Origin of the sequence: Rugamonas aquatica, assembly GCF_009380215.1 — a bacterium.
Classification (GTDB): Bacteria; Pseudomonadota; Gammaproteobacteria; order Burkholderiales; family Burkholderiaceae_D; genus Rugamonas; species Rugamonas aquatica_B.
In genome coordinates this window covers 92,678-119,244 of record NZ_WHUG01000018.1, presented here as the reverse complement: position 1 = coordinate 119,244, position 26,567 = coordinate 92,678, and the positions used below count along the sequence as shown (strand labels likewise).

Here is a 26,567-nt window from a genome sequence, read left to right as displayed (position 1 = left end):
CTTGATGACAGCCACTGAAAGCAAAACGGAAGCTTTTCTACCCCCGCATTTTACCGGATTTCAGAGGGGAAAGGCCGACTTATGCAGTGCGAAATGCATATTGCTTAAGGCTTTGAGGCAAAAAATGCGGCGAAAATGCTTATTTATTAAGCACTTCGCGCACTTTGGCTTCGTCGAGGAAGTAGTGGCACAGCTCAGGCTGGGACAGGTCGGCGTACAGCACCGGCACCAGTTCGTCGAAACGCGCCACCAGGGCGTCGTCGGCGTCGACATCGATGACGTCGACGGTGATGGGTTGGGACGGGGTTTGCAGACGCATCAGGGCGTCCAGCATGTCCTGGCAGAGGTGGCAGTAGCTGCGGGAGTAGAGAGTGAAATGCATGGCGTGTGCGACGGCCTGGCCGCCGTCACTCCCGCGCAGGCGGGAGTCCATGCTGAGCACGCTCGGCATGGGTCCCCGCGTTCGCGAGGACGACGGCGCTACGGCCGACTATCTTACTTCGCGCTAGGACGCACGGAAACGAACTGCGCCACTTCGCCGCGGCGCACCAGCAGCACCGATGGCTTCTTCGCGTCGAGCTTGGCCACGGCCGCGTTGAACTGCTTGGCGTCCTTGACTTCGATGTTATTCAACTGCAGCAGCACATCGCCCTCCAGCACGCCAGCGCGGCCGGCCACGCCCTCGGCCGAATCGACCACCACGCCGCCATCGACGCCCAAGTCCTTCTTCTGCTCGGCGGTCAGATCGCTGACCTTCAAGCCCAGCGCATTGGCCTTGGTTACTTCCGGCTCGGCCTTGCCGCCCTTGCCTTTGCCGACCTTGACGGTCTTGTCCGCTTCCAGTTCGGCCACGGTGACAGGCAGGTCCAGCTGCTGGCCCTTGCGCCACACGGTGACGGTGGCCTTGCTGGCCAGCGCCGTGCCACCCACCAGACGCGGCAGGTCGGACGAACGCGTGACCGGCACGCCGTTGAACTTGAGGATGATGTCGCCAGCCTTGATGCCGGCCTTGTCGGCGGGACCGCCCGGCTCGACCAGCGACACTTCGGCGCCCTGCGCGTTCTTCAGGCCCAGCGACTCCGCCACTTCCTTGCTGACTTCACCGATCTGCACGCCGATGCGGCCGCGCGTGACCTTGCCGTTTTTCTTCAACTGCTCCGACACGCGGATCGCCTCGTCGATCGGCACGGCGAAGGAAATGCCGTTGGAGCCGCCCGACAGCGTGGCGATCTGCGAATTGATGCCGATTACTTCGCCGCGCATATTGATCAGCGGGCCGCCCGAGTTGCCGGGATTGACCGCGACATCGCTCTGGATTAGCGCCAGGTAGTCGCCGGTGTCGCGCTGCTTGGCCGAGATGATGCCGGCGGTGACGGTGTTCTCCAGGTTGAACGGCGAACCGATCGCGATCACCCATTCGCCGACGCGGATCTTGTCCGAATCGCCCATCACCAGGAAGGGCAGCTTGTCGCCCTCGATCTTCAGCACGGCCACGTCGGTGCGGGCGTCGGCGCCCAGCACCTTGGCCTTGAACTCGCGCTTGTCGGTCAGCGTGACGAACACCTCGTCGGCGCCGTCGACCACGTGGGCGTTGGTCATCACATAGCCGTCGGCCGACAGGATGAAGCCGGAACCGACGCCGCGCTGCACCGGCTCATCGGACGGCGCCTGGCGGCGGCCACGCGGCACGGCCTTGCCGCCCGGGCTGCCCGGCTGCGGCAGCGCGCCGCCAAAGAAGCGGCGCAGGAATTCCTGCATTTCTTCTTCTCCCGGCTGGCCGTCGGCATTGCCGCGGCCGCTGAGCTTGAGACGTTCGGTGGTGCGGATATTGACCACCGCCGGACCGACGCGGTCGACCAGGTCGGCAAAATCAGGCAGGCCGATGACGGCGCCCGTGACCGGCGTGGCGGCCGTCGCGGGAGCCATGCCGAGCACGGCCGGCGACATCCATACGCTTGCGCTGACCAGCAGCGCGGAAAGAGTTTTACTACCAGCAGCGAAATTATTTTTCATGGAAAGTATCAGTCTTTGTAAAGTTCCGGAACGCAAGTACCCCGCCGGCAAGGTTGCGCGAGGCTAAGGCTAGCGTATGGTAAGCGAAAAGTCGCCAGATGGCGCGCTCAGCGATGTTATAAGCGTATGCGTTTCAGGGCAAGATGACATCCGCCGGCGACTCGGCCTGGTCGGGTGCGGGCGCCGACGGGTCGGGCCCGCGTTCGGCCGATGTGGCTGCCGCCGTGTAGGCAGGCTCGGCCGCGAGGCGGGCCGCCAGCGAAGCGCTGAAGCCATCGCTTAACGCGCCACTGGCCTGGTCGCGCAGCACGTCGCCGGCCAGATGGTAGGCGCGCCAGGCCGCCTGCCCTTCCATCGTGTCGAGCGCCGCCAGGGCGAGCTCGCGCTCACTGTCCGCCAGCTCACCGTCGGCCAGCGCCGAGATGTTTTCGTGCAGTCTTTTCTGGGTATCCATCGCGTATCCCGCCATGTCAAAACACATCCGCCGCGCCTGCCGCAGGCGCATTGCCAGTTGCCAATAACACTTGCCATCATTCTCGCCTTACCAGCGCTTGTCAACAGGCAAGTCCAACAAAGGCTTCAATTTTTCGGCGATGACTTCGCGGGCGCGGAAGATACGGCTGCGTACGGTACCGATGGGACAGGACATGATGTCGGAGATTTCCTCATAGCTCAGTCCCTCGATCTCGCGCAAGGCGATCGCGGTACGCAAATCCACGGGCAAGGCATCCATCGCCGCGTTGACGGTCTGGGCGATCTGCTTGCTCGCCAGCATGGACTCCGGCGTATTGATGTCGCGCAAATGCTCGCCATCGTTAAAGGCTTCGGCTTGTTCGGCGTCGGCTTCGGTCGACGTGGGCGTGCGGCGCCCCTGCGTGGCCAGGAAGTTCTTGGCGGTGTTGATGCCGATGCGATACAGCCAGGTGTAGAAGGCCGAGTCGCCGCGGAAATGCCGCAGCGCGCGATAGGCCTTGATAAACGTCTCCTGCACCACATCCTCGGCTTCGGCCGGATCGTGGACGATGCGCGACAGCAGGCGCATCAGCCGGCGTTGGTACTTCGCCACCAGCAAATCAAACGCCTGCTTGTCACCATCCCGCACCCGGTCCACCAGCACCTGGTCACACTCACGTTCTGTCGTCACTCCTGCATTCCTCGATGGCCTGCAGCGTGGCCGAATTCTGTAGCCATATGCTATAGAGTTAGCCCGCTGCAAGAAGTTCACAGTGTTCGCGTTTTTATTTCAGCACGTGCGGTGATGGCCCGGCAGGCCAGCGACAAAGCGCGCCAGTCGGCGGGCGTGACGCTGTCAGGCAGCACTCTCAGCACCTGCACCCTGCCGCTGTCGCCGCCCAGCCGCAATAGCAGCAGGCCCGGCCATATGGTCGAACCTTCAAGCAGGCGCAGGGCCACCCCGTGCTCCCGGTATACCGCCAGCCGCAACTGGCCGACACCGGAAATATCAAGCTGGCACACATTACGATGCGGCCGCCCGCGCCAGCCGAGCACGCCTGCCAGCACACACAGCAGCGGCGCGCACCAGCCCGGACATGCAGCGGCCGAGGCCATCACGCAGCAGCACAGGCCGGCATGCACGATGCGCAAGCCGGACGAGGGGCGAACGATGACAGAGACCGCAATCGACATGGGCAGCGGGCGCACAACAACAAAGGGGATTACACTCGGAAGCGCCGGCCGCGAAGGCCGGGCAATTCTGGCGCCGGCGAATGCCGGCGCCGAATCCACGCTCACCCTGATTGGACAGGGCTTGCGTGGATTAGTTCAACGCGGGGTCGAACTTTTACGGACTTTAGATCTTGCCGAACACCAGACTGCCATTGGTGCCGCCGAAGCCGAACGAGTTCTTGACTGCATACTCGATCTTCATCGGACGGGCCACATTGGCGCAGAAGTCCAGGTCGCAAGCAGGGTCCTGGTTGAAGATGTTGATGGTCGGAGGCGACACCTGATGGTGTACCGCCAGTACCGTAAACACTGCTTCCAGGCCGCCGGCGCCGCCCAACAGGTGACCGGTCATCGACTTGGTCGAATTGATCACCATGTTCTTGGCGTGCGCGCCGAAGGTGCGCTTGATGCCCTGCACTTCCGCCACGTCGCCCTGCGGGGTCGACGTGCCGTGTGCGTTCAGGTAGTTCACCTGGTCCGGATTGATGCCGGCGTTGGCCAGCGCTGCAATCACGGACTTGCTGCCGCCGCTGCCATCTTCCAATGGCGAGGTCATGTGATAAGCGTCTGCGCTCATCCCGAACCCCAGCAGCTCGGCGTAGATCTTGGCGCCGCGTGCCTTGGCGTGTTCGTACTCTTCGAGCACCATCACGCCGGCGCCTTCGCCCAGCACGAAACCGTCGCGGTCCATGTCCCATGGGCGGGACGCGGTCGCTGGGTCGTCGTTGCGGGTCGACAGCGCGCGGGCCGAGGCGAAACCGCCCAGACCCAGTGGCGATACGGTCGATTCCGCACCGCCGGCCACCATGACGTCGGCATCGCCGTACTCAATCATGCGGGCGGCCGCGCCGATGCAGTGCAGGCCGGTGGTGCAGGCCGTGACGATCGACAGGTTAGGACCACGCATGCCGTACTTGATCGACAGGTTGCCCGAGATCATATTGATGATCGAGGCAGGCACGAAGAAAGGCGAGATACGGCGCGGACCGCGCTTGTCGTACTCTTCCTTGGTGGCTTCGATCAGCGGCAGGCCGCCGATACCGGAACCGATGATGACGCCGATGCGATCGGCATTCTCTTCGGTGACGACAATACCGGAGTCTTGCACCGACTGGATGCCGGCTGCCATGCCGTAATGGATAAAGGTATCCATGTGGCGCGCTTCCTTAGCGGGGATGTAATCCTCGATATTGAAGCCTTTGACTTCACCGGCGAACTTGGTGGTGAAAGCTTGCGCATCAAACTTGGTGATGTTGGCAATCCCGGATTTACCCTCGGTGATCGCGGCCCACGATTCGGCAACGGTATTGCCGACCGGGGTCACGGCGCCCAGGCCGGTGATGACAACACGACGGTTTTTAGAACCTCTCAAGCGATTCTCCTAAAGTCGATCGGGCAGAAATTACGCCTTGACGTGGGCGGTAGCGTAGTCGATCGCTTGCTGCACGGTGGTGATCTTTTCTGCTTGTTCGTCAGGGATTTCCATTTCGAATTCGTCTTCCAGGGCCATCACCAGTTCAACGGTGTCCAGGGAGTCAGCGCCGAGGTCGTCGACGAACGAGGATTCGATCTTGATGTCTGCTTCGGCGACGCCCAGTTGCTCAGCGACGATTTTCTTAACGCGTTGTTCGATATCCGACATGTTATGGCTCCATTTTGTTTGTTACGGAAAGCGCGCATTTTATCAGGTTTGCGCACTGAAAAACTAATTTCGGTAGCTGCTGCGTATTTGCCTACAACTAATCCGAAATCACTGCTAAAAGACGAGAACCGGTGGATTTTACGCCACCGGAACACATCAGTTCATGTACATCCCGCCGTTCACGTGCAGGGTGGTGCCGGTAATATACGCTGCTTGCGGCGACGCCAGGAAGGCGACGGCGGCGGCGATATCCTCGGGTTTGCCCAGGCGTGCCAGCGGGATCTGCGTCAACAGGGCAGCGTGCTGCTCTTCGCCCAGGCCCTTGGTCATGTCGGTGTCGATGAAGCCCGGCGCCACGCTGTTGACGGTGATGTTGCGGCTGCCGATCTCGCGCGCCAGCGCGCGACCCATGCCCTCCACGCCGGCCTTGGCGGCGGCGTAGTTCATCTGGCCCGGATTGCCGGAGGACGCCACCACCGAAGTGATGTTGATGATACGCCCAGTCTTGGCTTTCATCATGCCGCGCAGGACGGCGCGCGACAGGCGGCCGACCGAGCTCAGGTTGGTGGCGATGACGCTGTCCCACTCTTCGTCCTTCATGCGCATGGCCAGCTGGTCCTGCGTGATGCCGGCGTTGTTGACCAGGATGCCGACGGCGCCGAAGGTCTTGGTGATCTCGTCGATGACGGTGGCGCAGCGCTCAGGGTCGGTGACGTTGAGTACCATGCCCTTGCCTGCTTCGGCGCCGAACTCGGCCAGATAAGCCGAGATCGCTTCCGCGCCGGCTTCGGTGGTGGCGGTGCCGATCACGCGGGCGCCTTGACGGGCCAGCTCCTGGGCAATGGCCTTGCCGATGCCGCGCGATGCGCCCGTAACCAGGGCAACTTGATTTGCTAAATTCATGGTGTTCCTTAAACGTTTAGGGAGTGTGCCTGAAGACCCGGCTGCTTATTTGAGCAGGGTCAACACGCGTTCCAGCGATGCTTGATCGGTGATCGCGTCGCCGACCAGAGTGGCGTCGATGCGCTTGGTCAAGCCCATCAGCACCTTGCCAGGTCCGCACTCGACCACTTGCGTGATGCCTTCGGCGGCGACCTTCTGCATGGTTTCGACCCAGCGCACCGGCGCGGCGGCCTGGCGCACCAGCGCGTCCTTGATGCTGGCCGGATCGGTCAGCACGGCGACATCGACGTTGTTGATCAGCGCGATCTGCGGCGCCGAGAACGTCAAGCCTTCCATGTAGTCGCGCAGACGGTCCGAGGCCGGCTTCAGCAGCGACGAGTGGAACGGCGCCGACACCGGCAGCTTCATGGCGCGCTTGGCGCCCTTGGCTTTGGCGATCTCGCAGGCGCGCTCGACCGCGGCGGTTTCGCCGGCGATCACAACCTGCGCTGGCGCGTTGAAGTTGACGGCCTCGACTACCGAACCGGCCACGGCGTCAGCGGCTTCGACGCAGGCGGCGCGGACATCATCGTCCGACAGGCCCAGCACGACGGCCATGGTGCCCTGCCCGACCGGCACGGCTTCCTGCATCGCTTGCGCGCGGAAGCGCACCAGCGGCACGGCATCCTTGAACGAAATCACACCGGCAGCCACCAGCGCCGAGTATTCACCCAGGCTGTGACCGGCAACGATGGACGGCAGCGGACCGCCGGCGGCGATCCATGCGCGGTAGACGGCGACCGCAGCGGTCAGCATGACCGGCTGGGTGTTGGTGGTCAGGTCCAGCTCTTCCTTCGGACCTTCGGCGATCAGCTTGCCGAGGTCGAATTGCAGCGCATCGGATGCTTCGGCGATGGTCTGTGCCACCACCGGATTGCCGGCAAAGCCGTCCATCATCGCGATCGCTTGCGAACCCTGGCCTGGAAATACAAAAGCAAATTTAGTCATACTTCATCCATCTCATTTTTATTGAACGCTACGCTAGCATGCCATCGTGACAGCTTTGCTACCGACGAGTCCGTTAGAACTCTAATTCTAATTCAGGCCGTTAAAAACGCGCCAAAACTGCGCCCCAGGTAAAGCCGCCGCCCACACCTTCCATCATGATGTGCTGGCCTTTCTTGATGCGGCCATCGCGCACGGCGACGTCCAGCGCCAGCGGGATCGAAGCGGCCGAGGTATTGCCGTGCTGATCGACGGTGACGACCATCTTCTCGACAGGCAGACCCAGCTTCTTGGCGGTGCTGTTCATGATGCGGATATTGGCCTGGTGCGGTATCAGCCAGTCGATCTGGTCGGAGGTCATGTTGGCCTTGTCCAGCGCTTCGTGCGCGACCTTCTCCAGCACCGATACGGCCAGCTTGAAGACGGCCGGACCATCCATGTACAGGAAGGCGCTGCCGGCAACCGCACCGCCATCGACCGAACCCGGCACGCTGAGGATGTCCGAATGACGGCCGTCCGCATGCAGCTTGGTGGCCAGGATGCCCGGCTCTTCCGACGCGCTCAGCACGATGGCGCCGGCGCCGTCGCCGAACAGCACGCAGGTGGTGCGGTCGTCGAAATTGAGGATGCGCGAGAACACTTCGGAACCGATCACCAGCACATTCTTGTGCACGCCGGCGCGGATGAAGGCGTCGGCGGTCGACACGGCGTAGACGAAGCCGCTGCACACGGCTTGCACGTCGACGGCCGCACTGTTGTTGGTCATGCCCAGTTTTTTCTGCACGATGCAGGCGGTGCTGGGGAAGCTGCCGAAGAAGTCCGGCGTCGAGCTGGCCAGCACGATCAGGTCGATGTCGTTCGGCTCCAGACCGGCCATCTCCAGCGCCTTCTTGGCGGCGTTGACCGCCAGGTCCGATGATTTCTGTTCAGGCTCGGCGAAGTGGCGTGCCGAAATACCGCTGCGGCTGACGATCCATTCGTCCGAGGTCTCTATGCCTTTGGCGGCGAGTTGATCAGCCAGATCCTGGTTGGTCACACGCTTTTCCGGCAGGTAGCTGCCGGTGCCTATAATTTTGCTGTACAAAGTCATGCCGTTCTACCGTCCACTAAATAGTTGAGCTTGGTACTTCCGGGGTATCCGTGTTGCGCGGCATGAGCTCGGCGATCATTTCCGAGATATGCCCCAACACATCATTTTTTGCAGCATCATACGCGCGTCGGATCGCCCATTCAAAAGAATAGGCATCGGCGCCGCCATGGCTCTTGAACACCAGGCCGCGCAGGCCCAGCAGACTGGCGCCGTTGTGGCGCGATGGCTGGAAGCGATCCTTGACCGCCTTCAACGCACCGCCGCCGAGCAAGGCGCCCAGCATGGTCAACAGGTTACGCTTGAATTCCGTGCGCAGGGTGTCGCCGAAAAATCGTGCAACGCCCTCCACTGCCTTCAAGGTCACGTTGCCGACAAAGCCATCGCACACCACGATATCGGTGGTGCCCTTGAAGATGTCATTGCCTTCGACGTTGCCGTAGAAGTTGAGCGCGCCGCGCTCGTGATCGACCTGCAGCAGCTTGCTGGTGGCCTTGACCACTTCATTGCCCTTGATGTCCTCGGTGCCGACGTTCAGCAGGCCGATGGTCGGGCGATCGATTTTTTCCATGGCCGACACCAGCACCGAACCCATGATGGCGAACTGGTGCAGGTGATGCGGTTCGCAATCGACGTTGGCGCCCAGGTCCAGCATATAGGTCGGGCCATTTTTCTGATTCGGCATGATGCCGCAGATGGCCGGACGGTCGACGCCGGTCATGGTCTTGAGCACATAGCGCGACACCGCCATCAGCGCGCCGGTGTTGCCGGCCGAGACGCAGGCCTGGGCCCTGCCGTCCTTGACTTGCTCGATGGCGACGCGCATCGACGAATCCTTCTTGCGGCGCAGGGCCACTTCGAGCGGATCGTCCATGGTGACTTGTTCGGAGGCGTGTTGCACGGTGATGCGCGGATGCGTATCGGCGTGCTGCTTTTTCAATTCCGCGCGAATGACGTCCTCCAAACCGACCAGGATCAGTTCAGCGTCAGGCTCACGTTTGAGGAAGGAAACTGCTGCGGGGATAGTGACCGACGGGCCGTGATCGCCACCCATGCAGTCGATAGAAATTTTGATTGTCATTTGTTTTGATTCAGTACCACGCTCCAGCCCATGCGGGGCAAGCTGCGGCAAGCTGCGGACCAACCACATCCAGGTCTACGCGTTTCAAAATGACGGTGTGCAAAAGAGGATTGCAGCCGATGATAAAGAAAAAGCGATGCTCCGCGAGTTATCCACGTAGCACCGCCTATTTCCGGGTCCAGCAAAAGCGTCGATTACTCGTCGTTTTTGGTTTTCAGGACTTTACGACCACGGTAGAAGCCGTTAGGGCTGATGTGGTGACGCAGGTGGGTTTCACCGGTGGTTGGCTCGATACCCAGTTGTGGAGCAACCAGGAAATCGTGCGAACGGTGCATACCACGCTTCGAAGGGGACTTCTTGTTCTGTTGAACTGCCATGTTAATGACTCCTAATACATAAGTTCTAAAATTTTAACACATTCGACCAGCAAATACATGCGAATCGAGTATCCTGCCGGCAAAACTGAACCGGCATAGTTAAACTGAGATTTACTACATTTTCACTGCTGACTTGCCATACTCGATTTACTACACGCGTTTGACACGTTCTTTACAACACTACTTATTCGGTACTGCTTTATTCGGATTTGAGGCCCTTGAGGGCGTCGAACGGCGACAACTTTTCGCTTTTTGCCTTGTCCAGCAGAGCGGAATCGGGGCAGACATCATGTTTCGGCGTATGCGGCAGGGCCAGCAGCGCTTCGTCTTCCACCAAGTCCATCAGCTCCATGCTGCGGCTGCCGACGATCACATCGATCGTCTCGTCGTTGATCATTTCTTCGATCTCGTCCGCTTGCTCATCGTCCTTGCCCAGCATCAGCACGGTTTGTGCGTCGATGGTGTGCGCGTAAGGCGTCAGGCAGCGCTGGCAGACCAGTTGCACGGTGCCGGAAACCGACAGCGTCATCTGCGGGAAGCCCATCTTGCTGGTGCCCCCTACTGCTTTCCAGGCGATCGTACCCGACGTATCGGCACAATCCTTGGTCAAACGGGTCATTTCGGCAACAGGCGTCACGCCTTGCTGGCTGCCGTTGCTCCGACAAAATTCAAAGGCGTCGATCACAATAGCATTCATTACAGAAAATTTCCCCGGAAAACCTGCGATAATAACAGGGTTTTCATCGTCAAGTCAAAGCCTTAGCGTATTTTTCGTTCTTTTTTGCCGCTGGCACGTCCGGCGACAGAGCATATAACATTCCCCTCATGACATCAAGTTTACTCGTACTCGCCTCCAGTTCCGCGTATCGCCGCGAACTCTTATCACGGCTGCAACTGCCGTTCGACGTGGCGGTGCCCGATATCGACGAAAGCCCGCTGCCCGGCGAGACGCCCAGCGCCACGGCGCTGCGCCTGGCGCGCGAAAAAGCCGCCGCCGTGGCCGCCAAGCTGCCCGGCCGCATCGTCATCGGCTCAGACCAGGTCGCCACACTGGACGACGAGCAGATCGGCAAGCCGGGCAACCATGCCAACGCGCTGGCCCAGCTGCAAAAGATGCGCGGCCGCGAAGTGATCTTCCACACCGCGCTGTGCGTGTGGGATGGCCGCACCGGCACGGCGCAGGTGGAAGACATCCAGACCGTCGTCAAGTTCCGCGACCTGCCCGACGCCGAGCTGGACGCCTACCTGCGCATCGAACAACCCTACGACTGCGCCGGCAGCGCCAAGAACGAGGCGCTGGGCATCGCCATCCTGGAACGCATCGACAGCAGCGACCCGACCGCCCTCACCGGCTTGCCTTTGATCGCGCTGACAGGCATGCTGCGCAACATTGGCGTTTCCTTCTTTAATACCTGACTGTTTTTATGACCGGCACCCTCTTCTTAATACCGAACACCCTGGGCGAGACTGAAGCGCTCTCCTCCGTGCTGCCCGAACAGGTACAGCAGATCACTTCGCAACTCGATTACTTCGTCGCCGAGAACGCCAAGACGGCGCGCGCCTTCCTCAAGCTGGTCAACGCCAGACATCCGCTGGCCAAGCCGCTGCAGGAAATCACCATCTCCGAACTCAACGTCAACACCCCGGCGGCCGCGCTGGCGGGCCTGCTGGCGCCGCTGCTGGCCGGCCAGGATGGCGGCCTGGTGTCGGAAGCCGGCGTGCCGGCGGTGGCCGATCCGGGCGCCGACCTGGTGCGGCTGGCGCACCAGCACAACATCCCGGTGCGGCCGCTGGTGGGACCGTCGTCGCTGCTGCTGGCGGTGATGGCGAGCGGTCTGAACGGCCAGAGCTTCGCCTTCAACGGCTATCTGCCGACCGACCCCGCGCAGCGCGCCACCCGCATCAAGGAATTGGAACAGCGCTCGCGCAAGGAAAAGCAAACGCAGCTGTTCATTGAAACACCTTACCGCAACGCCGCCATGCTGGAAGCGCTGACGGCGGCCTGCGCGCCGGGCACGCTGATCTGCGTGGCGACCGACCTGAGCCTGCCATCGGAAACCATCCGCACCATGACCGCGTCGCAATGGAAAAGCGCGAAGGCGCCGGACTTCCACAAGAAGCCCACCGTGTTCCTACTGTTGGGACAGTAGCCAACGTCGTGCCCGCGCAGGCGGGCACCCATAGAACGCGTCCGTAGCTGGCTCAGCATGGATTCCCGCCTGCGCGGGAATGACGTTCAGACGCTGCGGGTATAGTCCGTCACCCACTCGATCGCCGCCAGCTGGATCGCGTACAGTTCGGCCGGCGTCAGTTCCAGCTGGTGCAGCATCTGCGCCAGCAACTGGCCGTCGCGGTTGCGCTCGATGTGCTCGATCAGGCTGAGCATACTGCCGTAATCGCCGCTGCGGTGCAGCAGCGCGGCACGCACCTCGTCCAGCACGTTGACGCTTTCCAGCACGTCGCGCATGTGGATGGAGAACAGCGTATCCATCAGCGACATCACGCCCACCGTGAAGCCGATGTCGGCGCTGACACGCTGCCCAGGCCGCAAATGCTCGACCATCAATTCCATGGTCTTGCCGCGCGTGGTGGCCAGTTGCAGCAGCGGCGAGGTGAACTCCTGCGCGCCACCGCCCTTCACATACAGCAGGATCTGCAGCCAGCGCTTGAGCTGGCGCCGTCCCAGCACCATCAGCGCATGGCCGACCGAGTTGATGCGGTAGCGCGCGCCCACCGCCGGCGTGTTCACCAGCCGCAGCAGGTTCAGCGTAATCAGCGCGTCATGCTTGACGCTGCGTTCGATCTCGTGACTGCTGGCCTCGGTGTTGAGCAAGTCCAGCAAGTGCAGCACGCTGCGCTGCGACGGCGAAATCTTCTTGCCGCTCAAGATGACGGGCCGCGCGAAATAATAGCCCTGGAAATATTCGAAGCCCAGCTCCATGCATTGCTGGAACTCCTCCATCGTCTCGACCTTCTCGGCCAGCAGCTTTTGCTTGGGGTTCTTCAGCACGCGCGCCAGCGCCGGCAAGGTGCCGGGTTGCATTTCCTTGATGTCGACCTTGATGACGTCGCACAGCGGCTGGAATTTCTGCACGTCTTCGGACTGGCCGATCACATCGTCCAGCGCGAACTTGAAGCCGGCCTGCTTGAGCTCGCGTATGCGGTCCAGCACTTCCGGCGTGGCTTTGACGGTTTCGAGGATTTCGAGGATGACTTTGTCGTTCGGCAGGAAGCGGATGAAGTCGCTCATCAGGCCGATGGCGTCGACGTTGACGAAGGCCATCTGGTCGCCCACCACGTGCTCCATGCCCAGCTCGGAAGCGTGGGCGATCACGGTGGCGGTGGCCTCGGCGTCGTCGGTGATGGTGGCCTCGTTGCGCAGACGGGCGTCGCGGAACAGCAGCTCGTAGGCCACCAGCCGCTGTCCCCGGTTGAGGATGGGCTGGCGTGCGAGAAAGAAATTGTCAGCAAGCTTGGACGGCACCGTTGACGACGTCATCATCATGGGAAGCTCCCAATCTGCAATCTGCTTTATTCGGGTTGCCGTCTCAAGCGGCAACCCGCTAACTAGCAGACTATACCCTGCTATACCGTCCTGACAACATTTTTCTAGCGACTGACCGGCCGGCGCACCGCAGTGTTGCGCGTACCCGTCGGCTTGCCGCTTTCCAGTGTGAATCGGGCGCCGGAGTCCTTGCCCAGCACCTTGACCAGGTAGGGCATCACTTCCTTCAACATCGGCTCCAGCGTGTACGGCGGGTTCAGGATGAACATGCCGCTGCTGTGCAGGCCGAAGCCGTCCGGCATCGGCGTGTTGGTGGTCAGCACAACGTTGAGCCAGTCGCTGCATGGCAGCTGCTTGAGCTTGTCGGCGAACTGGCGCGATTCCATGCGCTGCAGCAGCGGATACCAGACCGCGTAAGTGCCGGTCGGGAAGCGCCCCAGCGCCTCGGCCAGCGTGTCCTTGACCTTTTTATAGTCCTGCTTGTCTTCGTACGGCGGGTCGATCAGCACCAGCGCGCGGCGCGACGGCGGCGGCAGCAGCGCCTTCAGCGCCTGGAAGCCGTCGCCGCGCGTCACCAGCACGCGCTTGCCGCGCGTGGTCGGGCGTATGCCCTGCTGCGCGGCGTGTTCGTCGAGCTTGCGGAAGTTATCGGCCAGCAGCTTGGAATCGGCCGGGTGCAGTTCGAACAGGCGCAGGCGATCCTGCTCGCGCGCGACCTGGTCGGCGATGTAGGGCGAGCCGGGGTAGTAGCGCATCTTGCCGCTCGGGTTCATGCCACGGATCAGGTCGACGTATTCCTTGATCGGCGCGGGCATGTCGGTGCGCTCCCACAGCGGGCCGATGCCGGTGTCGTATTCGGCGTTCTTGGAGGCGAAGGAGCCGTCAAGCGCGTACACGCCGGCGCCGGAGTGGGTGTCGATGTAGCTGTAGGCGGTATCTTTCTGATTCAGATACTGCATCAACTGGATGGTCACGAAATGCTTCAACACATCGGCGTGATTACCCGCGTGAAAGGCGTGGCGGTAACTCAACATAAGCTTGGTACTTCCTAAATAGTGGTGGTGCAGAACAATCCCGCATTATCCACTAGAAAGCGCCGCCAGCCAAAAATGCGCCCATATCGTTTGCATCAAAGCGTGCACCGGGATGGTGACTAACATGGAACGGCCGTTCTGCATCCGCAGGCGCGGCGACCTTTCATGGAGGACATTATGGCATTCAACAACGTAGGTCCGCTGACCTTCCTGGCGCCGGGGCAGACGGCGTTCTGGAGCTACAGCTATCCCAGCGACCATGGCACGCAGTTCGCCTCGGCCGACGTCAAGGCGCCCAACCAGGGCGCGGTCCACATGGCGGACCAGCAAAGCAAGCGCAAGGAAAACAATGGCGACGCCACCTACTTCGTCCAGATCCACAACCAGGGCATAGGCGGCGCCTTCCACAACCTTCAAGGAGGGGGCATGTCATGAAGATGACCATCGTAACCGACGACCAGAACAACATCCTGGGCGCCGTGCAGGGCCATTCGCTGTCGGCGAAGCAGGGCCAGATGGAAGTGAACGTCTCGTTCGCACCCGGCCACAAGACCCACATGCTGGAGGTGGACGACGACATGGCCACCATCCACGACGTCGATGACTTCCAGAAGCGCCTGAAGCAGCACCTGCATCAACACCTGGGCAAACAGCCCTGACGCCAGCACCGCGCACGCGGACGGATCGCCGCCGCGTGCGCGGCATCAGGCCACCTTCCTGTCGAAGAACTGCTCATCCTCGGTCGAACCGTGCAAGGCGGTGGTCGACGACTGGCCGTTCTGGATGCACTGGGTGACGGCGTCGAAATAGCCGGTGCCCACCTCGCGCTGGTGCTTGACCGCCGTGAAGCCCCTCTCGGCGGCGGCAAATTCCGCTTCCTGCAACTCGACGAAGGCCGACATCTGGCGGCGCACATAGCCGTGCGCGAGGTTGAACATGCCGTAGTTCAGCGCGTGGAAACCGGCCAGCGTGATGAACTGGAACTTGTAGCCCATGGCGCCCAGTTCCTTCTGGAAGCGGGCGATGGTGGCGTCGTCCAGGTTTTTCTTCCAGTTGAACGAGGGCGAGCAATTGTAGGCCAGCATCTTGCCCGGGAATCTGGCGTGCACGGCGTCGGCGAACTGCTTGGCGAAGGCCAGGTCGGGCTTGCCGGTCTCGCACCAGACCAGGTCGGCATACGGCGCGTAGGCCAGCGCGCGCGCTATCGCCTGCTCCAGGCCCGGCCTGACCTTGTAGAAGCCCTCGACGGTGCGCTCGCCGGTGCAGAACGGACTGTCGTTGTCGTCCACGTCCGAGGTCAGCAGGTCGGCCGCCTCGGCGTCGGTGCGGGCGATCACCAGCGTTGACGTGCCCATGACATCGGCGGCCAGGCGGGCCGCGGTCAGTTTCTCCACCGCCTCGCGCGTCGGCACCAGCACCTTGCCGCCCATGTGGCCGCACTTCTTGACCGACGCCAGCTGGTCTTCGAAATGCACGCCGGCGGCGCCGGCGGCGATCATCGACTTCATCAGCTCATAGGCGTTGAGCACGCCGCCGAAACCGGCTTCGGCATCGGCCACGATGGGCGCGAAGAAGTCGATGTCATCCTTGCCTTCCGACCACTGGATCTGGTCGGCGCGCTGGAAGGTGTTGTTGATGCGCTGAACAACCATGGGCACCGAATTGGCCGGATACAGCGATTGGTCGGGATACATTTCCCCGGCCAGGTTGGCGTCGCCGGCCACCTGCCAGCCCGACAGGTAGATCGCTTTCAGGCCGGCCTTGACCTGTTGCATGGCCTGGTTGCCGGTCAGCGCACCCAGTGCGTTGACGAAGGGTTCGTTGTTGAGCAGCTTCCACAGCTTGTCCGCGCCGCGCTTCGCCAGCGTGTGCTCGATCTGCAAGGAACCGCGCAGGCGCACCACGTCTGCGGCAGTGTAGCTGCGGGTGACGCCCTGCCAGCGCGGGTTGGTGTCCCAGTCTTTTTGCAGGGCGGCGATTTGCTCTTCGCGAGTTGTCATGGCGTTCTCCTATTTGAAACGAAATCCGTTACACAAATAGTAGACTCTTTTTCGCGCGAACAAGCAGTCTTATATAAGACATATAACTCGATATTTACCCATACAAATCAATGGGATAATTATATTTTTTCAGGATGCGGAACAAGATTTCTCAAAACGAAAGAGAACTGCGCAGCGGGTCCAGCGCACTTCTCGCAATGTGAAATGAACGCCGCGCCAGATGAAAAGCAAACACCCCGCAAGCCATGCGGCTTGCGGGGTGTTTGCCATGGGGAACAGTGAGAATCAGGCCTTGCGGCGGCGCGAGGCCAGGCCCAGCAGGCCCAGGCCTGCCAGCAGCATGCCGTAGGTTTCCGGCTCAGGCACGGCCAACACGGTGAAATCGGTCGCGCCGACGAAGGCGCCGGTCATCGTGAAATAGCTGATGGACGGGGTGTTTTCCAGGAACCCATGGAATTCGCCCTGGTTCTGGCCGCCGGCGGTCAGGAAGGTCAAGGTGGTCGACTCGATCAGCGCAAACGTCGAATCATAGGCCGCAATCGTCGCCGTGCCGTAATAGCGCGGTGCGTAATTGAGGAAAGCGCCCACGCCGCTGACGGCCTGCGAGAACTTCAGCATCATGGTGCTGGTCGTATCGTTGGTGCCGGCCATCGTCAAGCCGGACCAGAAACCGTTGTCGGCGAAGCCGTAGTTACCATCGTACCCGTAGACCGAGTAGTTGTAGGCGCTGCTCCAGTCCACGCCCGGAGCCAAAGTCTGTGGACCAGCGCCAAAATACCCCAGCACCGGCATCGGCAAAACCGTCCCGCCCGGGAGCGACGTCACCGGAGCGGCTTGGGCGGACAGCCCCAGTGCACACAACACTGCGAAAGTTAGTTTCTTCATGGAAGACTCCTGATGAACCTGCACTTAAGCACCAAAAATTGATGCATTGTAATTTTTACATGCAGCTACACCAGTGTCAATATTCATTGCAAAAATACCACAAACGTTTCAATATAGAAAATATTATGAGACTAGCATTTGCTGAGCCACCAGGATGCCGTCCGCATCGGCATAGATCCAGTCGCCCGGCTGCACCGGCACGCCCTGGATGTGCACGCGCACGTTGCGCTCGCCGACGCCCTTCTTGCTGCTTTTCTGTGGATGGGCTCCCAGCGCGCGCACGCCGATTTCGCAGGAGTTGATCTCGTCGGTGTCGCGGATGCAGCCGTCGACGATGATGCCGGACCAGCCATTGTCCTGGGCCAGCAAGCCCAACTGGCCGCCGACCAGCGCGCGGCGCAGGCTGCCGCCGCCGTCGATCACCAGCACATTGCCGCCGCCCTGGGTTTCCAGCACCGACCGCACCAGCGCGTTGTCCTCATGCACCTTAAGCGTGGTCACACGGCCCGAAAACTGCACCTGCTTGCCAAAGTGGCGGAACACCGGTGGCAGCACGGCCAGGCGGCCGTCCTCCAGCAGATTGGCGTTGTCGTCGCATAAATCGGTGGTGGCGAAATTCATTGTCGTTCCGTGCATATGGTGAAGGAAACAATGATTCTATGCTGTTTTGGCGGCCGCGACCAAGCGGGTCTTGCTGCCGACGCCGAGCGCGGTCAGGATCACCAGCGCCTGGAACGCGCCGATGCCGATGAACACGCCGGACGGATGGTTGGCGTCCATCAGCGCGCCGAACAGCAGCGGGCCCAGCGCCAATCCGCTGTCCAGGCCGGAATACACGACGCCGAACACGCGGCCGGTGGCGTTGGCGGGCGCCGCGCCGCGTATCAGCAAGTCGCGCGAGGGGCCGGAAATGCCGGTCGCCAGGCCGATCAGCCCCATCAGCGCGACCGCCATCCAGGCCGGCACCACGGCCGTGGCCAGCACCAGCGACAGCAGCGCCGCCGTGCCGAAGGCGATGATGATGATGCGGTCGTGATGGCCGCTGCCGGCCCCGAGGAAGCCACCGTACACCATGCCGGCCGCCGAGGCGATCATGTAGGCGGTGTAAGCCGTGGTGGCCCAGGCCAGCGACATGCCGTACAGGCTCACCAGGCTGGTCGCCGCGAAGCTCTGGATGCCGGCCAGCGCCACCGCCGAGATCAGGAAGAAGGCAAAGCACATCCACACCACCTGCAGACGCAGGAAGCCGAACGCCCCGCCCTGGCCTGCTCCGGCCGACGCCGTCGGCGCCACCGCAGGACCGGGCCGCAGCGCATGGCGGTTCCAGACCAGCAGCGCCAGCACCGCCAGCGGCAGCAGGGCCGCGCTCAGCAGCGCCGTGCGCCAGTCGGTGCGGCTGGCTACAAAGGTCAGGAACAGCGGCGAGATCGCCCAGCCGATATTGCCGCTGATGCCGTGCACCGAAAAACCATGCGCCAGCCGGCCCTTGGACACCCGCTGGTTCAGCAGCGTGTAGTCGGCCGGATGGAACACGCTGTTGCCGCAGCCCGCCAGGAAGGCGCCCAGCATCAGCTGCGCATAGCTGTGCGCGCTCGACAGCGTCACGGCGGACAAGCCCAGCAGCCCGATGCCGCTGAACAGCACGGCGCGCGCGCTGTAGCGGTCGACGACGAAGCCGGCCATCGCCTGCCCCACGCCGGAGACGGTGAAGAACACCGTCATCAGCAGGCCCAGCTCGGCGTAGCTCAGGTTAAATTCCGGCTTCAGCCACGGTATCAGCGCCGCCAGGATCACGTGGTAAAAGTGCGAAGTGCCGTGCGCCAGCCCGACCAGGCCGATGACCCTGGCGTCCTGCCGCAGCAACGAAGTGTCGTTCATGCCGCCTCCATGTTTCCAAAAAAAGAAGGCCTAGTGTAAGCATTTCGCGTGCGTCTGATTTAAGATAGAAGGTCAACTTTTATCGAAATCCCGCCATGCCGATACCGGTCGTCACCCACACCCAGTTTAACTGGAACTGCGACTTCCCCACCGCCATCCGGCCGCTGACCATGTCCGGCCGCGACCTGCCGGCCGACGCCGTGCTGCTGCCGCACCATCATCCATGGGGCCAGTTCACCTACGCGATGCAGGGCGTGATGCGGGTGACGGCCAACCACAGCAGCTGGATCGTGCCGCCGCAGCGCGCCATCTGGATCGCGCCGGACGTCGAGCACGCGGTCACGATCCTGGAGCCGACCCGGCTGCGCCCGCTGTGCGTGCACGCCAGCCGCTCGCCCTTCCCCGACGCTTGCAAGGTGGTGGAAGTGTCCGGCCTGCTGCGCGAGCTGCTGTCCGCGCTGGAGCAGCACGACCAGGACGAACAGTCCGGCCGCGAGCGCCTGCTGGGCGAAATGATCCTCGACGAGCTGCCGCGCTGCGCCGCCCGTCCGCTGCGCGTGCCGCTGCCGCACGACAAGCGCTTGAAAGCCCTGTGCGACGCGCTGATCGCCGATCCCGGCGCCGAGCACACGCTGGCGGCCTGGGCCGGTCAGGTTGGCGCCTCCGAACGCACGCTGACGCGCCTGTTCGAACGCGAACTGGGCATGCGCTTCAGCCAGTGGCGCCAGCAGGCCAGGCTGGCGCACGCGGCGCCGCTGATCGCGCGCGGCGTGCCGCTGTCGCTGGTGGCGGCGCAGCTCGGCTACGCCAGCCAGTCGGCCTTCTCCGCCATGTTCAAGAAGACCTTCGGCAGCACGCCGACATCTTTTTTCGCTGAAAAGTAGATAAACGGTCAAGTTTTCGATTAATACACCGTTAACGTTGACTTGGACGAAAGTACGGTACATTAGTGGAAACTCAACAACTCGAAAAACGGTATCGCATGACCGACGTGTCGCTATTCTCGAATGAGCAGATTGCCGCGCTGCTCGCCGCGCTACCGGATCCGGCGTTTATCCTCACCCGCAGCGGCAAGTACGCCGCCCTGTTCGGCGGCACCGACGCCCGCTACTACCACGACGGCAGCGCCCTGGTCGGCAAGAGCATCCCGGACGTGCTGAACGGCGAGAAAGCCGCGTGGTTCATCGCGCAGATCGCCATCGCGCTGGCCAAGGAAGGCTTGCATGTGGTCGAGTACCAACTGGCCCGCAAGGATGTAAAAGGCCTCGACGCCGACGGCCCGGAAGACACGATCTGGTTCGAAGGCCGAGTGCAGGCGCTGGAGTATCGGGTGCAGGGAGAGGATGCGGTGCTGTGGGTGGCCAGCAATATCACCGCCAGCAAGAAGCTGGAAGCCTTGCTGCGCATGCAGAGCGAGACCGACGCGCTGACCGGTCTGGCCAATCGCCGCAAGCTGATGCAGGCCCTCACCGACAGCTACGAGCTGTTCGCCCGCTACCAGACACCGGCCTCGGTGCTGATCTTCGATATCGACAAGTTCAAGAACATCAACGACACCTACGGCCACCTGAGCGGCGACAAGGCGATCCAGGCCACGGCCGATGTCTGCCGGCGCGAGCTGCGCACCACCGACTTCCCGGCCCGGCTGGGCGGCGATGAATTCGTGATCCTGATGCCGCACACCGGCTGGGAGCAAGCCAGGCCGATCGCCGAGCGGCTGCGGCAGAAAGTGCCGGCCGCCCTGCGCGCACTGGGCACGCTGGGCGACGGCGCCACCATCAGCGGCGGCCTGAGCGAACTGCTCCCCGGAGACAGCTCCTTCGAAGACGTGCTGAAACGGGCGGACGACGCGCTGTACCGCGCCAAACGCGACGGCCGCAATCGCATCGTCCACCTTGATGCTTAGCTGAAGGTCAGCTCGCCGTTCACCTGATCGGCGTCGACGTGGATGATGTCCTTCGGCCCGAAGCGGCCTTGCAGGATAAGCTTGGACAGCGGATTCTCGATCTGCTGCTGGATCGCCCGCTTCAACGGCCGCGCGCCATACACCGGATCGTAGCCCGCCTCGGCGATCTTGTGCAGCGCCGCTTCGGTGATCGTCAGCGTCATCTCCATCTTGGCCAGACGCTGCTCCAGGATCGCCAGCTGGATCTTGGCGATGGCGCCGATGTTCTTCTCATCGAGGCCGTGGAACACGACGATTTCATCGATACGATTGATGAACTCCGGACGGAAGTGCGAACGCACCTCGGCCATCACCGCCAGCTTGACCACGCCGGGATCGGAATCCTCCATCGCCTGGATCTTGTGCGAGCCCAGGTTGGACGTCATGATGATGACCGTGTTCTTGAAGTCCACCGTGCGGCCCTGGCCGTCCGTCATGCGGCCGTCGTCCAGCGCCTGCAGCAGCACGTTGAACACGTCCGGATGCGCCTTCTCCACCTCGTCCAGCAGGATCACGCTGTACGGCTTGCGGCGCACGGCTTCGGTCAGATAGCCGCCCTCGTCGTAGCCCACGTAGCCGGGCGGCGCGCCGATCAGGCGGGCCACCGAATGCTTCTCCATGAATTCGCTCATGTCGATGCGTATCATCGATTCCTCGGTGTCGAACAGGAAGCCCGCCAGCGCCTTGGTCAGCTCGGTCTTGCCCACGCCCGTCGGCCCCAGGAACATGAAGGAGCCATACGGCCGGTTCGGATCCGACAGGCCGGCGCGCGAACGGCGGATCGCATCGGACACGGCGGCGATCGCCTCGTCCTGGCCGACCACGCGTTCGTGCAGCTTCTCTTCGATGTGCAGCAGTTTGTCGCGCTCACCCTGCATCATGCGCGACACCGGTATGCCGGTCGCGCGCGACACCACCTCGGCGATTTCCTCGGCGCCGACTTCGGTGCGCAGCAGCTTGGGCTTGGCGGCGTCGCCAGCTTTCAGGTTCACGCTCTCGGCCTGCTTCAACTGCGCCTCCAGCTCCGGCAGGCGGCCGTACTGCAGTTCCGACACGCGCTGCCAGTTGCTGTCGCGCGTGGCCTGCTCCATTTGCAGCTTGATGCGCTCGATCTCTTCCTTGATGTGGGTACTGCCCTGCACCACCGCCTTCTCGGCCTTGAGGATTTCCTCGTAATCGTTCAACTCGCGCTGCAGGCGCACGATCTCCTCGTCGATCAGGTCCAGGCGGCGGCGCGAGCCTTCGTCCTTCTCCTTCTTGACGGCTTCCTTCTCGATCTTCAGCTGGATCAGGCGGCGTTCCAGCTTGTCCATCACCTCCGGCTTGGAGTCGATCTCGATCTTGATCTTGGACGCCGCTTCGTCGATCAGGTCGATCGCCTTGTCGGGCAGGAAGCGGTCCGTGATGTAGCGGTGCGACAGCTCGGCCGCGGCGATGATGGCGGCGTCCGAGATGGCGACCTTGTGGTGCAGCTCATACTTGTCCTGCAGGCCGCGCAGGATGGCGATGGTGGCTTCCACCGACGGCTCGTCGACCAGGATCTTCTGGAAGCGGCGCTCCAGCGCGGCATCCTTCTCGATGTATTTGCGGTATTCGTCCAGCGTGGTCGCGCCGACGCAATGCAGCTCGCCGCGCGCCAATGCAGGCTTGAGCATATTGCCCGCGTCCATGGCGCCATCGGCCTTGCCGGCGCCGACCATCGTGTGCATCTCGTCGATGAAGACGATGGTCTGGCCTTCGTCCATCGCCAGTTCCTTCAGCACAGATTTCAGGCGCTCCTCGAATTCGCCGCGATACTTGGCGCCGGCCACCAGCGCCGCCATGTCCAGCGACAGCACGCGCTTGCCCTTGAGCGAATCGGGCACCTCGTTGTTGACGATGCGCTGCGCCAGGCCTTCGACGATGGCGGTCTTGCCGACGCCGGGTTCGCCGATCAGCACGGGATTGTTCTTGGTGCGGCGCTGCAGCACCTGGATAGCGCGGCGGATCTCGTCATCGCGGCCGATCACGGGATCGAGCTTGCCGGAGCGGGCGCGCTCGGTCAGGTCCAGCGTGTATTTTTTCAGGGCTTCGCGCTGGCCTTCGGCTTCGGCGTTGTCCACCTTGGCGCCGCCGCGCACGGTGTCGATGGCCGCTTCCAGCGACTTGCGGGTCAGGCCGTTTTCACGCGCCAGCTGGCCGGCGTCGGATTTGTCGTCGGTCAGCGCCAGCAGCACCATCTCGCTGGAGATGAACTGGTCGACGCGCTTCTGCGCTTCCTTGTCCGCCAGGTTCAGCACCGCGACCAGCTCGCGGCTGGCCTGGACGTCGCCGCCGGTGCCGGACACCTTGGGCAACCGCTCCAGCGAGGAGCCCAGCGCCTTGGTCAGGCCGCCGACATTGACGCCGGCGCGCTGCAACAGGGAGCGCGCGCTGCCGTCGTTCTGGTTCAGCAGCGCGGTCAGCAGGTGGACCGGCTCGATGTATTGATTATCGTTGCCCACGGCGAGACTCTGCGAGTCCGAGAGGGCTTCCTGGAGTTTGGTGGTGAGTTTGTCTTGCCGCATGGTGGTGCTCCGATGAATTTTACTTATCGCACAGATAGGGCTGGGCAATCAGTTTTCAAGGAGACCGCCCGGAATTAAACTTTCCATTTATTCAATGCGACGTCATCGCTGACGCGGGCGTCGACCCAGCGCGCGCCGTCCGGGGTCTGTTCCTTCTTCCAGAACGGCGCCTCGGTCTTCAGGTAATCGATGATGAATTCGCAGGCCGCGAACGCTTCGCCGCGATGCGCCGACGTCACCGCCACCAGCACGATCTGCTCCTGCGGCTTGAGCGGCCCCACCCGGTGGATCACCAGCGCGCCGAACACCGGCCAGCGCTGCCGAGCCTGCTCGATGATGGCGAGGATGGATTGCTCGGTCATGCCGGCGTAGTGCTCCAGCTCCATCTCCGCCACGCTGGCGCCCTCGTTCAGGTCGCGCACGGTGCCGACGAAGCTGACGATGGCGCCAACCTTGGGGTTGTCGGCGCGCAGCCGCGCCAGCTCTGCGTTGAGATCGAAGTCTTCCGCCTGGATGCGGACCTGGCCTAAGCTCATGCGCGCTCCGAGGCGCCGATGCGGCGGAACAGCTGCTCGATGCGGCTGGCGGTGCGGGCGTCGGCCAGCGCCGGCATCGCGCACAGTTGCAGGTAGGCGCTGCCCGCGCTCTGCGGCTTCTGGCCGGACTTCAGCGACGATTGCAGCACCTCGACCTGCATCTTCAAGCGCTCGCGCGCGAACTCGGCGCCGCTGTCGACGCCGGCCACGATCTCCAGCCGCAGCACTTCGTCCAGCAGCTTGGCGCGGTTGCGTTCCAGTTGCTCGGCGTAGGCGCTGCGTTTGCCGTCCAGCGCGGCCAGCGCGGCGTTGAAGCGGCCGTGCAGCGCGCGTTCGTACTCGGCGGCCAGCGGCGGCAGCGCCGACCAGCGCGACTGCCAGTCGGCGCCATCGATGGCGGCGCCGTCGGCCGGCGTGCCGATCGCGCTTTCCAGCGCCTGGCACAGACGCAGCTTGTCGCGCAGCGCGTTGGCCTGGGCGGCGCCGGCGCGGCGTTTGATCGCGTCGGCCTGGCCCTGCACCGCAGCAACCGCGGCGTTGTAGCGTTGCAGGATGCGGGCTTCGGCCGCGCGCGGCACGCCGCCGGACGCATGCCAGGCCGACGCCGCATCGCGCAGCGTCTTGGCGATGGCCGCCAGCTGGGCCTTGTCGTCGCCGCTGAAGGTGGCCGTTTCCAGTTCCTGGCACAGCGCTTCGCGCGCGTGCAGGTGGGCCTTGCGTTCGTGGTCGGCCGCGTGGGCGGTTTCCTTGCGCTTGTTGAAGATGGTGTCGCAGGCGGCGCGGAAACGCTGCCACAGCGCCTGTTCGGCCTTGCGCTCCAGCGGCAGCGCCTTGGCCTGCTCCTGCCAGCGCTCTTGCAGGCGGCGCAGGTGGTCCAGCGTGTGGCGGTCGCCCGGCTGCATCTGTTCCGCTTCGGCGATCAGCTGCTCGCGCTTGGCCGTTTCGATCTTGCGTTGTTCGGCCAGCGGCGCCAGCATTTGCGACAGCGCTTTATCGAAAGCTTGATCTAGCTTACGTTTTTCCTTGCGGTCGATGGTGCCAAGACGGCCCCACATCTGACGCAGGCGCTGGCCGGCGGCGGCCACGTTTTTCAGGTCGGCGCCCTCGCCGGCCGCGCTGGCGGCCATGGCGCGGGTTTCGTCGACCAGCGCCTGCGCCTTGGCGGCGTTGGCGTGGCGTTCGTCGGCCAGTTGCTTGAAATGGGCCGCAGCCGGCGCATAGGCCGTGGTGCAGGCAGTGTCGAAGCGTTCCCACAGGCTCTTCGGCGCGTGGCCGGAGACGGCGTCCAGCGACTTCCAGCGCTCGCGCATGCTGCCGACCTTTTTGGCCAGTTCGCTCATCGCCAGGCCCAGTGCGGGCAGTTCTTCCACCGCCTTGACCAGCTCCTCACGCGAGACGTTGCCGCCCCAGCGCGCCCAGTCGCCCAGGCGTTTAAGTTCGGCGCGCACGTGGTTCAGGCGGTCGGTCTGGGCCGGGGTCAGGCGGGTCTTGTGTTCCTTCAGCCATTTGTCGTGGTCGGCGGCGGCGTGCAGCAGGCCTTGCGCCAGCGCGGCGTCCATCGCATCCAGCGTTTCCAGGAATTTCTTGTCGGTTTCCTTGGGTGCGGCGGGCTGTTTCGGTGGGCGTGCGGCCGGGGCCTGCGCCGGAGCCTGAACAGTTGGCGCTGCGGCGGCCGGATCGCCGGCCGGTGGCAGCGCTTCCGCGACGGCGGCGCGCTGGCTGGCGGCAGTGGCCGCAGTTGAGGCACTGGACAACGCGGCGCGGCTCTGTTCCAGCGCCTGCGCGAAATCACTCAGCAGGTGCTTGGGCAAGGCATTGTGTTCAGGCGCCTGCTGATAGCCGGCATGCGCGGCGACGTGGCGTTCCAGCGCCTGCTGCGCCTCTTCCGGCGGCAGTCCGGCCGACGGCAGCTGACGCAGCGCCGCCATCGCATCGATGATGGCGCGCTGCAAATCGACCTGCGCTTCCAACCGGGCCGCCAACGCGGCGCGCGCGCTGGCGAACGGTTCGGCCAGCTCCGGCACGGCCGCAGTCACCTGCCATTGGCGGTCCAGGTCGGCGACCTGATTCGGGGTCAGTTTTTCATCCTGCAACAAGCGCTGTGCCAGCTCCAGGCAAGCCTGGGCTTTTTGCCGCTCTGCCTGCTGGTAGCGGATCGCGTCCAGCCGTCCCTGCATCAGCTTGGCGACGCGGCGGTCGGTGTTGCGCATCGCCTGCAACACCTGTTCGAGATAAGCCTGCGACTGCACGTGCTCGGCGGCCGTCAGGCGCACGCCGGCGAATTCGCTTTGCAAGATCAGCTGGACGGCGGCGGCTTCGTTGCCCGCCAGCCCGGCGGCGCACCGCGCCTGTTCGTCGCGGCGGCTGGCCGATGCGGCAGCGGCGGCGCCCTGCTCGGGTGTCGCCACGGCGGCCTGGAGTTCGGCCGTCTGGTCGGTAGTTCGCTTAAAGATGAAATCGAACAT

Annotated in this window: 28 protein-coding genes; 6 read left to right on the top strand and 22 right to left on the bottom strand. The window is 63.2% G+C overall.

Annotated features, from left to right (window positions below; all coding sequences use genetic code 11):
* Nucleotides 1–139: 139 nt before the first annotated feature.
* The 13 genes from GEV02_RS29055 to GEV02_RS28995 all read right to left on the bottom strand — a co-directional run bounded on the left by GEV02_RS29055 (nt 140) and on the right by GEV02_RS28995 (nt 10,470).
* Nucleotides 140–382, bottom strand: a complete 243-nt coding sequence (locus GEV02_RS29055; protein ID WP_152841347.1) for a glutaredoxin family protein — start codon at nt 380–382, stop codon at nt 140–142.
* Between the two features lie 113 nt (nt 383–495).
* Nucleotides 496–2,013, bottom strand: a complete 1,518-nt coding sequence (locus tag GEV02_RS29050) for a Do family serine endopeptidase (protein ID WP_408014867.1) — start codon at nt 2,011–2,013, stop codon at nt 496–498.
* A gap of 133 nt (nt 2,014–2,146) precedes the next feature.
* Entirely contained in the window at nt 2,147–2,494 is a 348-nt protein-coding gene (locus GEV02_RS29045; protein ID WP_235923029.1) for a sigma-E factor negative regulatory protein, read from the bottom strand.
* A gap of 60 nt (nt 2,495–2,554) precedes the next feature.
* Nucleotides 2,555–3,157, bottom strand: a complete 603-nt coding sequence (gene rpoE / locus GEV02_RS29040; protein WP_328595942.1) for an RNA polymerase sigma factor RpoE — start codon at nt 3,155–3,157, stop codon at nt 2,555–2,557.
* Nucleotides 3,158–3,234: 77 nt separating this feature from the next.
* The gene (locus GEV02_RS29035; protein WP_152841321.1) at nt 3,235–3,660 is read right to left on the bottom strand and encodes a protein YgfX; all 426 of its coding nucleotides are present in this window, start codon (nt 3,658–3,660) and stop codon (nt 3,235–3,237) included.
* Between the two features lie 163 nt (nt 3,661–3,823).
* On the bottom strand, nt 3,824–5,071 hold the full coding sequence (gene fabF, locus GEV02_RS29030; RefSeq protein ID WP_008449908.1) for a beta-ketoacyl-ACP synthase II: 1,248 nt from the start codon (nt 5,069–5,071) through the stop codon (nt 3,824–3,826).
* 30 nt (nt 5,072–5,101) lie between these two features.
* Nucleotides 5,102–5,341 (bottom strand): acyl carrier protein, encoded by a 240-nt coding sequence (acpP, locus tag GEV02_RS29025; RefSeq protein WP_008449912.1) that lies wholly within the window; start codon nt 5,339–5,341, stop codon nt 5,102–5,104.
* A 156-nt stretch (nt 5,342–5,497) separates the two neighbouring features.
* Nucleotides 5,498–6,244, bottom strand: coding sequence for a 3-oxoacyl-ACP reductase FabG (gene fabG, locus GEV02_RS29020; protein ID WP_152841320.1), 747 nt, complete (start codon nt 6,242–6,244; stop codon nt 5,498–5,500).
* 45 nt (nt 6,245–6,289) lie between these two features.
* Nucleotides 6,290–7,231, bottom strand: coding sequence for an ACP S-malonyltransferase (fabD, locus tag GEV02_RS29015; RefSeq protein WP_152841319.1), 942 nt, complete (start codon nt 7,229–7,231; stop codon nt 6,290–6,292).
* Between the two features lie 100 nt (nt 7,232–7,331).
* The gene (locus tag GEV02_RS29010) at nt 7,332–8,318 is read right to left on the bottom strand and encodes a beta-ketoacyl-ACP synthase III (protein WP_152841318.1); all 987 of its coding nucleotides are present in this window, start codon (nt 8,316–8,318) and stop codon (nt 7,332–7,334) included.
* Between the two features lie 16 nt (nt 8,319–8,334).
* A complete protein-coding gene (gene plsX, locus GEV02_RS29005; RefSeq protein ID WP_152841317.1) occupies nt 8,335–9,396 on the bottom strand; it encodes a phosphate acyltransferase PlsX in 1,062 nt (353 codons plus the stop codon).
* A gap of 194 nt (nt 9,397–9,590) precedes the next feature.
* The gene (rpmF, locus tag GEV02_RS29000; RefSeq protein WP_008449924.1) at nt 9,591–9,773 is read right to left on the bottom strand and encodes a 50S ribosomal protein L32; all 183 of its coding nucleotides are present in this window, start codon (nt 9,771–9,773) and stop codon (nt 9,591–9,593) included.
* A 199-nt stretch (nt 9,774–9,972) separates the two neighbouring features.
* A complete protein-coding gene (locus GEV02_RS28995) occupies nt 9,973–10,470 on the bottom strand; it encodes a YceD family protein (RefSeq protein ID WP_152803534.1) in 498 nt (165 codons plus the stop codon).
* 128 nt (nt 10,471–10,598) lie between these two features.
* Here GEV02_RS28995 and GEV02_RS28990 point away from each other — a divergent pair, with 128 nt between their 5' ends.
* Nucleotides 10,599–11,189, top strand: coding sequence for a Maf-like protein (locus tag GEV02_RS28990; RefSeq protein WP_152841316.1), 591 nt, complete (start codon nt 10,599–10,601; stop codon nt 11,187–11,189).
* Nucleotides 11,190–11,197: 8 nt separating this feature from the next.
* Nucleotides 11,198–11,923 (top strand): SAM-dependent methyltransferase, encoded by a 726-nt coding sequence (locus tag GEV02_RS28985; RefSeq protein ID WP_152841315.1) that lies wholly within the window; start codon nt 11,198–11,200, stop codon nt 11,921–11,923.
* A gap of 86 nt (nt 11,924–12,009) precedes the next feature.
* Here the strand turns inward: GEV02_RS28985 and GEV02_RS28980 are convergent, their stop codons facing one another.
* Both GEV02_RS28980 and GEV02_RS28975 read right to left on the bottom strand, forming a co-directional pair.
* A complete protein-coding gene (locus GEV02_RS28980; protein WP_152841314.1) occupies nt 12,010–13,278 on the bottom strand; it encodes an EAL and HDOD domain-containing protein in 1,269 nt (422 codons plus the stop codon).
* A 104-nt stretch (nt 13,279–13,382) separates the two neighbouring features.
* Nucleotides 13,383–14,312: a 23S rRNA (adenine(2030)-N(6))-methyltransferase RlmJ gene (locus tag GEV02_RS28975; protein WP_152841313.1), complete on the bottom strand. Its 930-nt coding sequence runs from the start codon at nt 14,310–14,312 to the stop codon at nt 13,383–13,385.
* A 177-nt stretch (nt 14,313–14,489) separates the two neighbouring features.
* On the opposite strand from GEV02_RS28975, the gene GEV02_RS28970 reads away from it, so the two are divergent.
* Both GEV02_RS28970 and GEV02_RS28965 read left to right on the top strand, forming a co-directional pair.
* Complete coding sequence (locus tag GEV02_RS28970) at nt 14,490–14,747, top strand: hypothetical protein (protein WP_008449939.1); 258 nt, start codon at nt 14,490–14,492, stop codon at nt 14,745–14,747.
* Nucleotides 14,744–14,971, top strand: a complete 228-nt coding sequence (locus tag GEV02_RS28965; RefSeq protein WP_152841312.1) for a hypothetical protein — start codon at nt 14,744–14,746, stop codon at nt 14,969–14,971. Before GEV02_RS28970 ends, GEV02_RS28965 begins: the two co-directional genes overlap by 4 nt.
* A 45-nt stretch (nt 14,972–15,016) precedes the next feature.
* Here GEV02_RS28965 and aceA read toward each other — a convergent pair whose 3' ends face one another.
* From aceA to GEV02_RS28945, 4 genes are all read right to left on the bottom strand, one after another.
* Nucleotides 15,017–16,312 carry an isocitrate lyase gene (gene aceA, locus GEV02_RS28960; RefSeq protein ID WP_152841311.1) on the bottom strand — a complete coding sequence of 432 codons (1,296 nt, stop codon included), beginning with the start codon at nt 16,310–16,312 and terminating at the stop codon, nt 15,017–15,019.
* 285 nt (nt 16,313–16,597) lie between these two features.
* Complete coding sequence (locus tag GEV02_RS28955) at nt 16,598–17,197, bottom strand: PEP-CTERM sorting domain-containing protein (RefSeq protein ID WP_152841310.1); 600 nt, start codon at nt 17,195–17,197, stop codon at nt 16,598–16,600.
* A 123-nt stretch (nt 17,198–17,320) separates the two neighbouring features.
* Nucleotides 17,321–17,818: a ribonuclease E activity regulator RraA gene (gene rraA / locus GEV02_RS28950; RefSeq protein WP_152841309.1), complete on the bottom strand. Its 498-nt coding sequence runs from the start codon at nt 17,816–17,818 to the stop codon at nt 17,321–17,323.
* A gap of 36 nt (nt 17,819–17,854) precedes the next feature.
* Nucleotides 17,855–19,075, bottom strand: a complete 1,221-nt coding sequence (locus tag GEV02_RS28945) for an MFS transporter (RefSeq protein ID WP_152841308.1) — start codon at nt 19,073–19,075, stop codon at nt 17,855–17,857.
* 95 nt (nt 19,076–19,170) lie between these two features.
* Here GEV02_RS28945 and GEV02_RS28940 point away from each other — a divergent pair, with 95 nt between their 5' ends.
* Nucleotides 19,171–19,959 (top strand): AraC family transcriptional regulator, encoded by a 789-nt coding sequence (locus tag GEV02_RS28940; RefSeq protein ID WP_152841307.1) that lies wholly within the window; start codon nt 19,171–19,173, stop codon nt 19,957–19,959.
* 98 nt (nt 19,960–20,057) lie between these two features.
* Nucleotides 20,058–20,981, top strand: coding sequence for a GGDEF domain-containing protein (locus tag GEV02_RS28935; RefSeq protein ID WP_152841306.1), 924 nt, complete (start codon nt 20,058–20,060; stop codon nt 20,979–20,981).
* On the opposite strand, the gene clpB is transcribed toward GEV02_RS28935, so the two are convergent.
* From clpB to GEV02_RS28920, 3 genes are all read right to left on the bottom strand, one after another.
* The gene (gene clpB, locus GEV02_RS28930; protein ID WP_152841305.1) at nt 20,978–23,566 is read right to left on the bottom strand and encodes an ATP-dependent chaperone ClpB; all 2,589 of its coding nucleotides are present in this window, start codon (nt 23,564–23,566) and stop codon (nt 20,978–20,980) included. The genes GEV02_RS28935 and clpB overlap by 4 nt on opposite strands.
* 74 nt (nt 23,567–23,640) lie before the next feature.
* Nucleotides 23,641–24,102, bottom strand: a complete 462-nt coding sequence (locus GEV02_RS28925) for a molybdenum cofactor biosynthesis protein MoaE (RefSeq protein WP_152841304.1) — start codon at nt 24,100–24,102, stop codon at nt 23,641–23,643.
* Nucleotides 24,099–26,567, bottom strand: a complete 2,469-nt coding sequence (locus GEV02_RS28920) for a DUF349 domain-containing protein (RefSeq protein ID WP_152841303.1) — start codon at nt 26,565–26,567, stop codon at nt 24,099–24,101. The genes GEV02_RS28925 and GEV02_RS28920 overlap by 4 nt, the downstream gene beginning before the upstream one ends.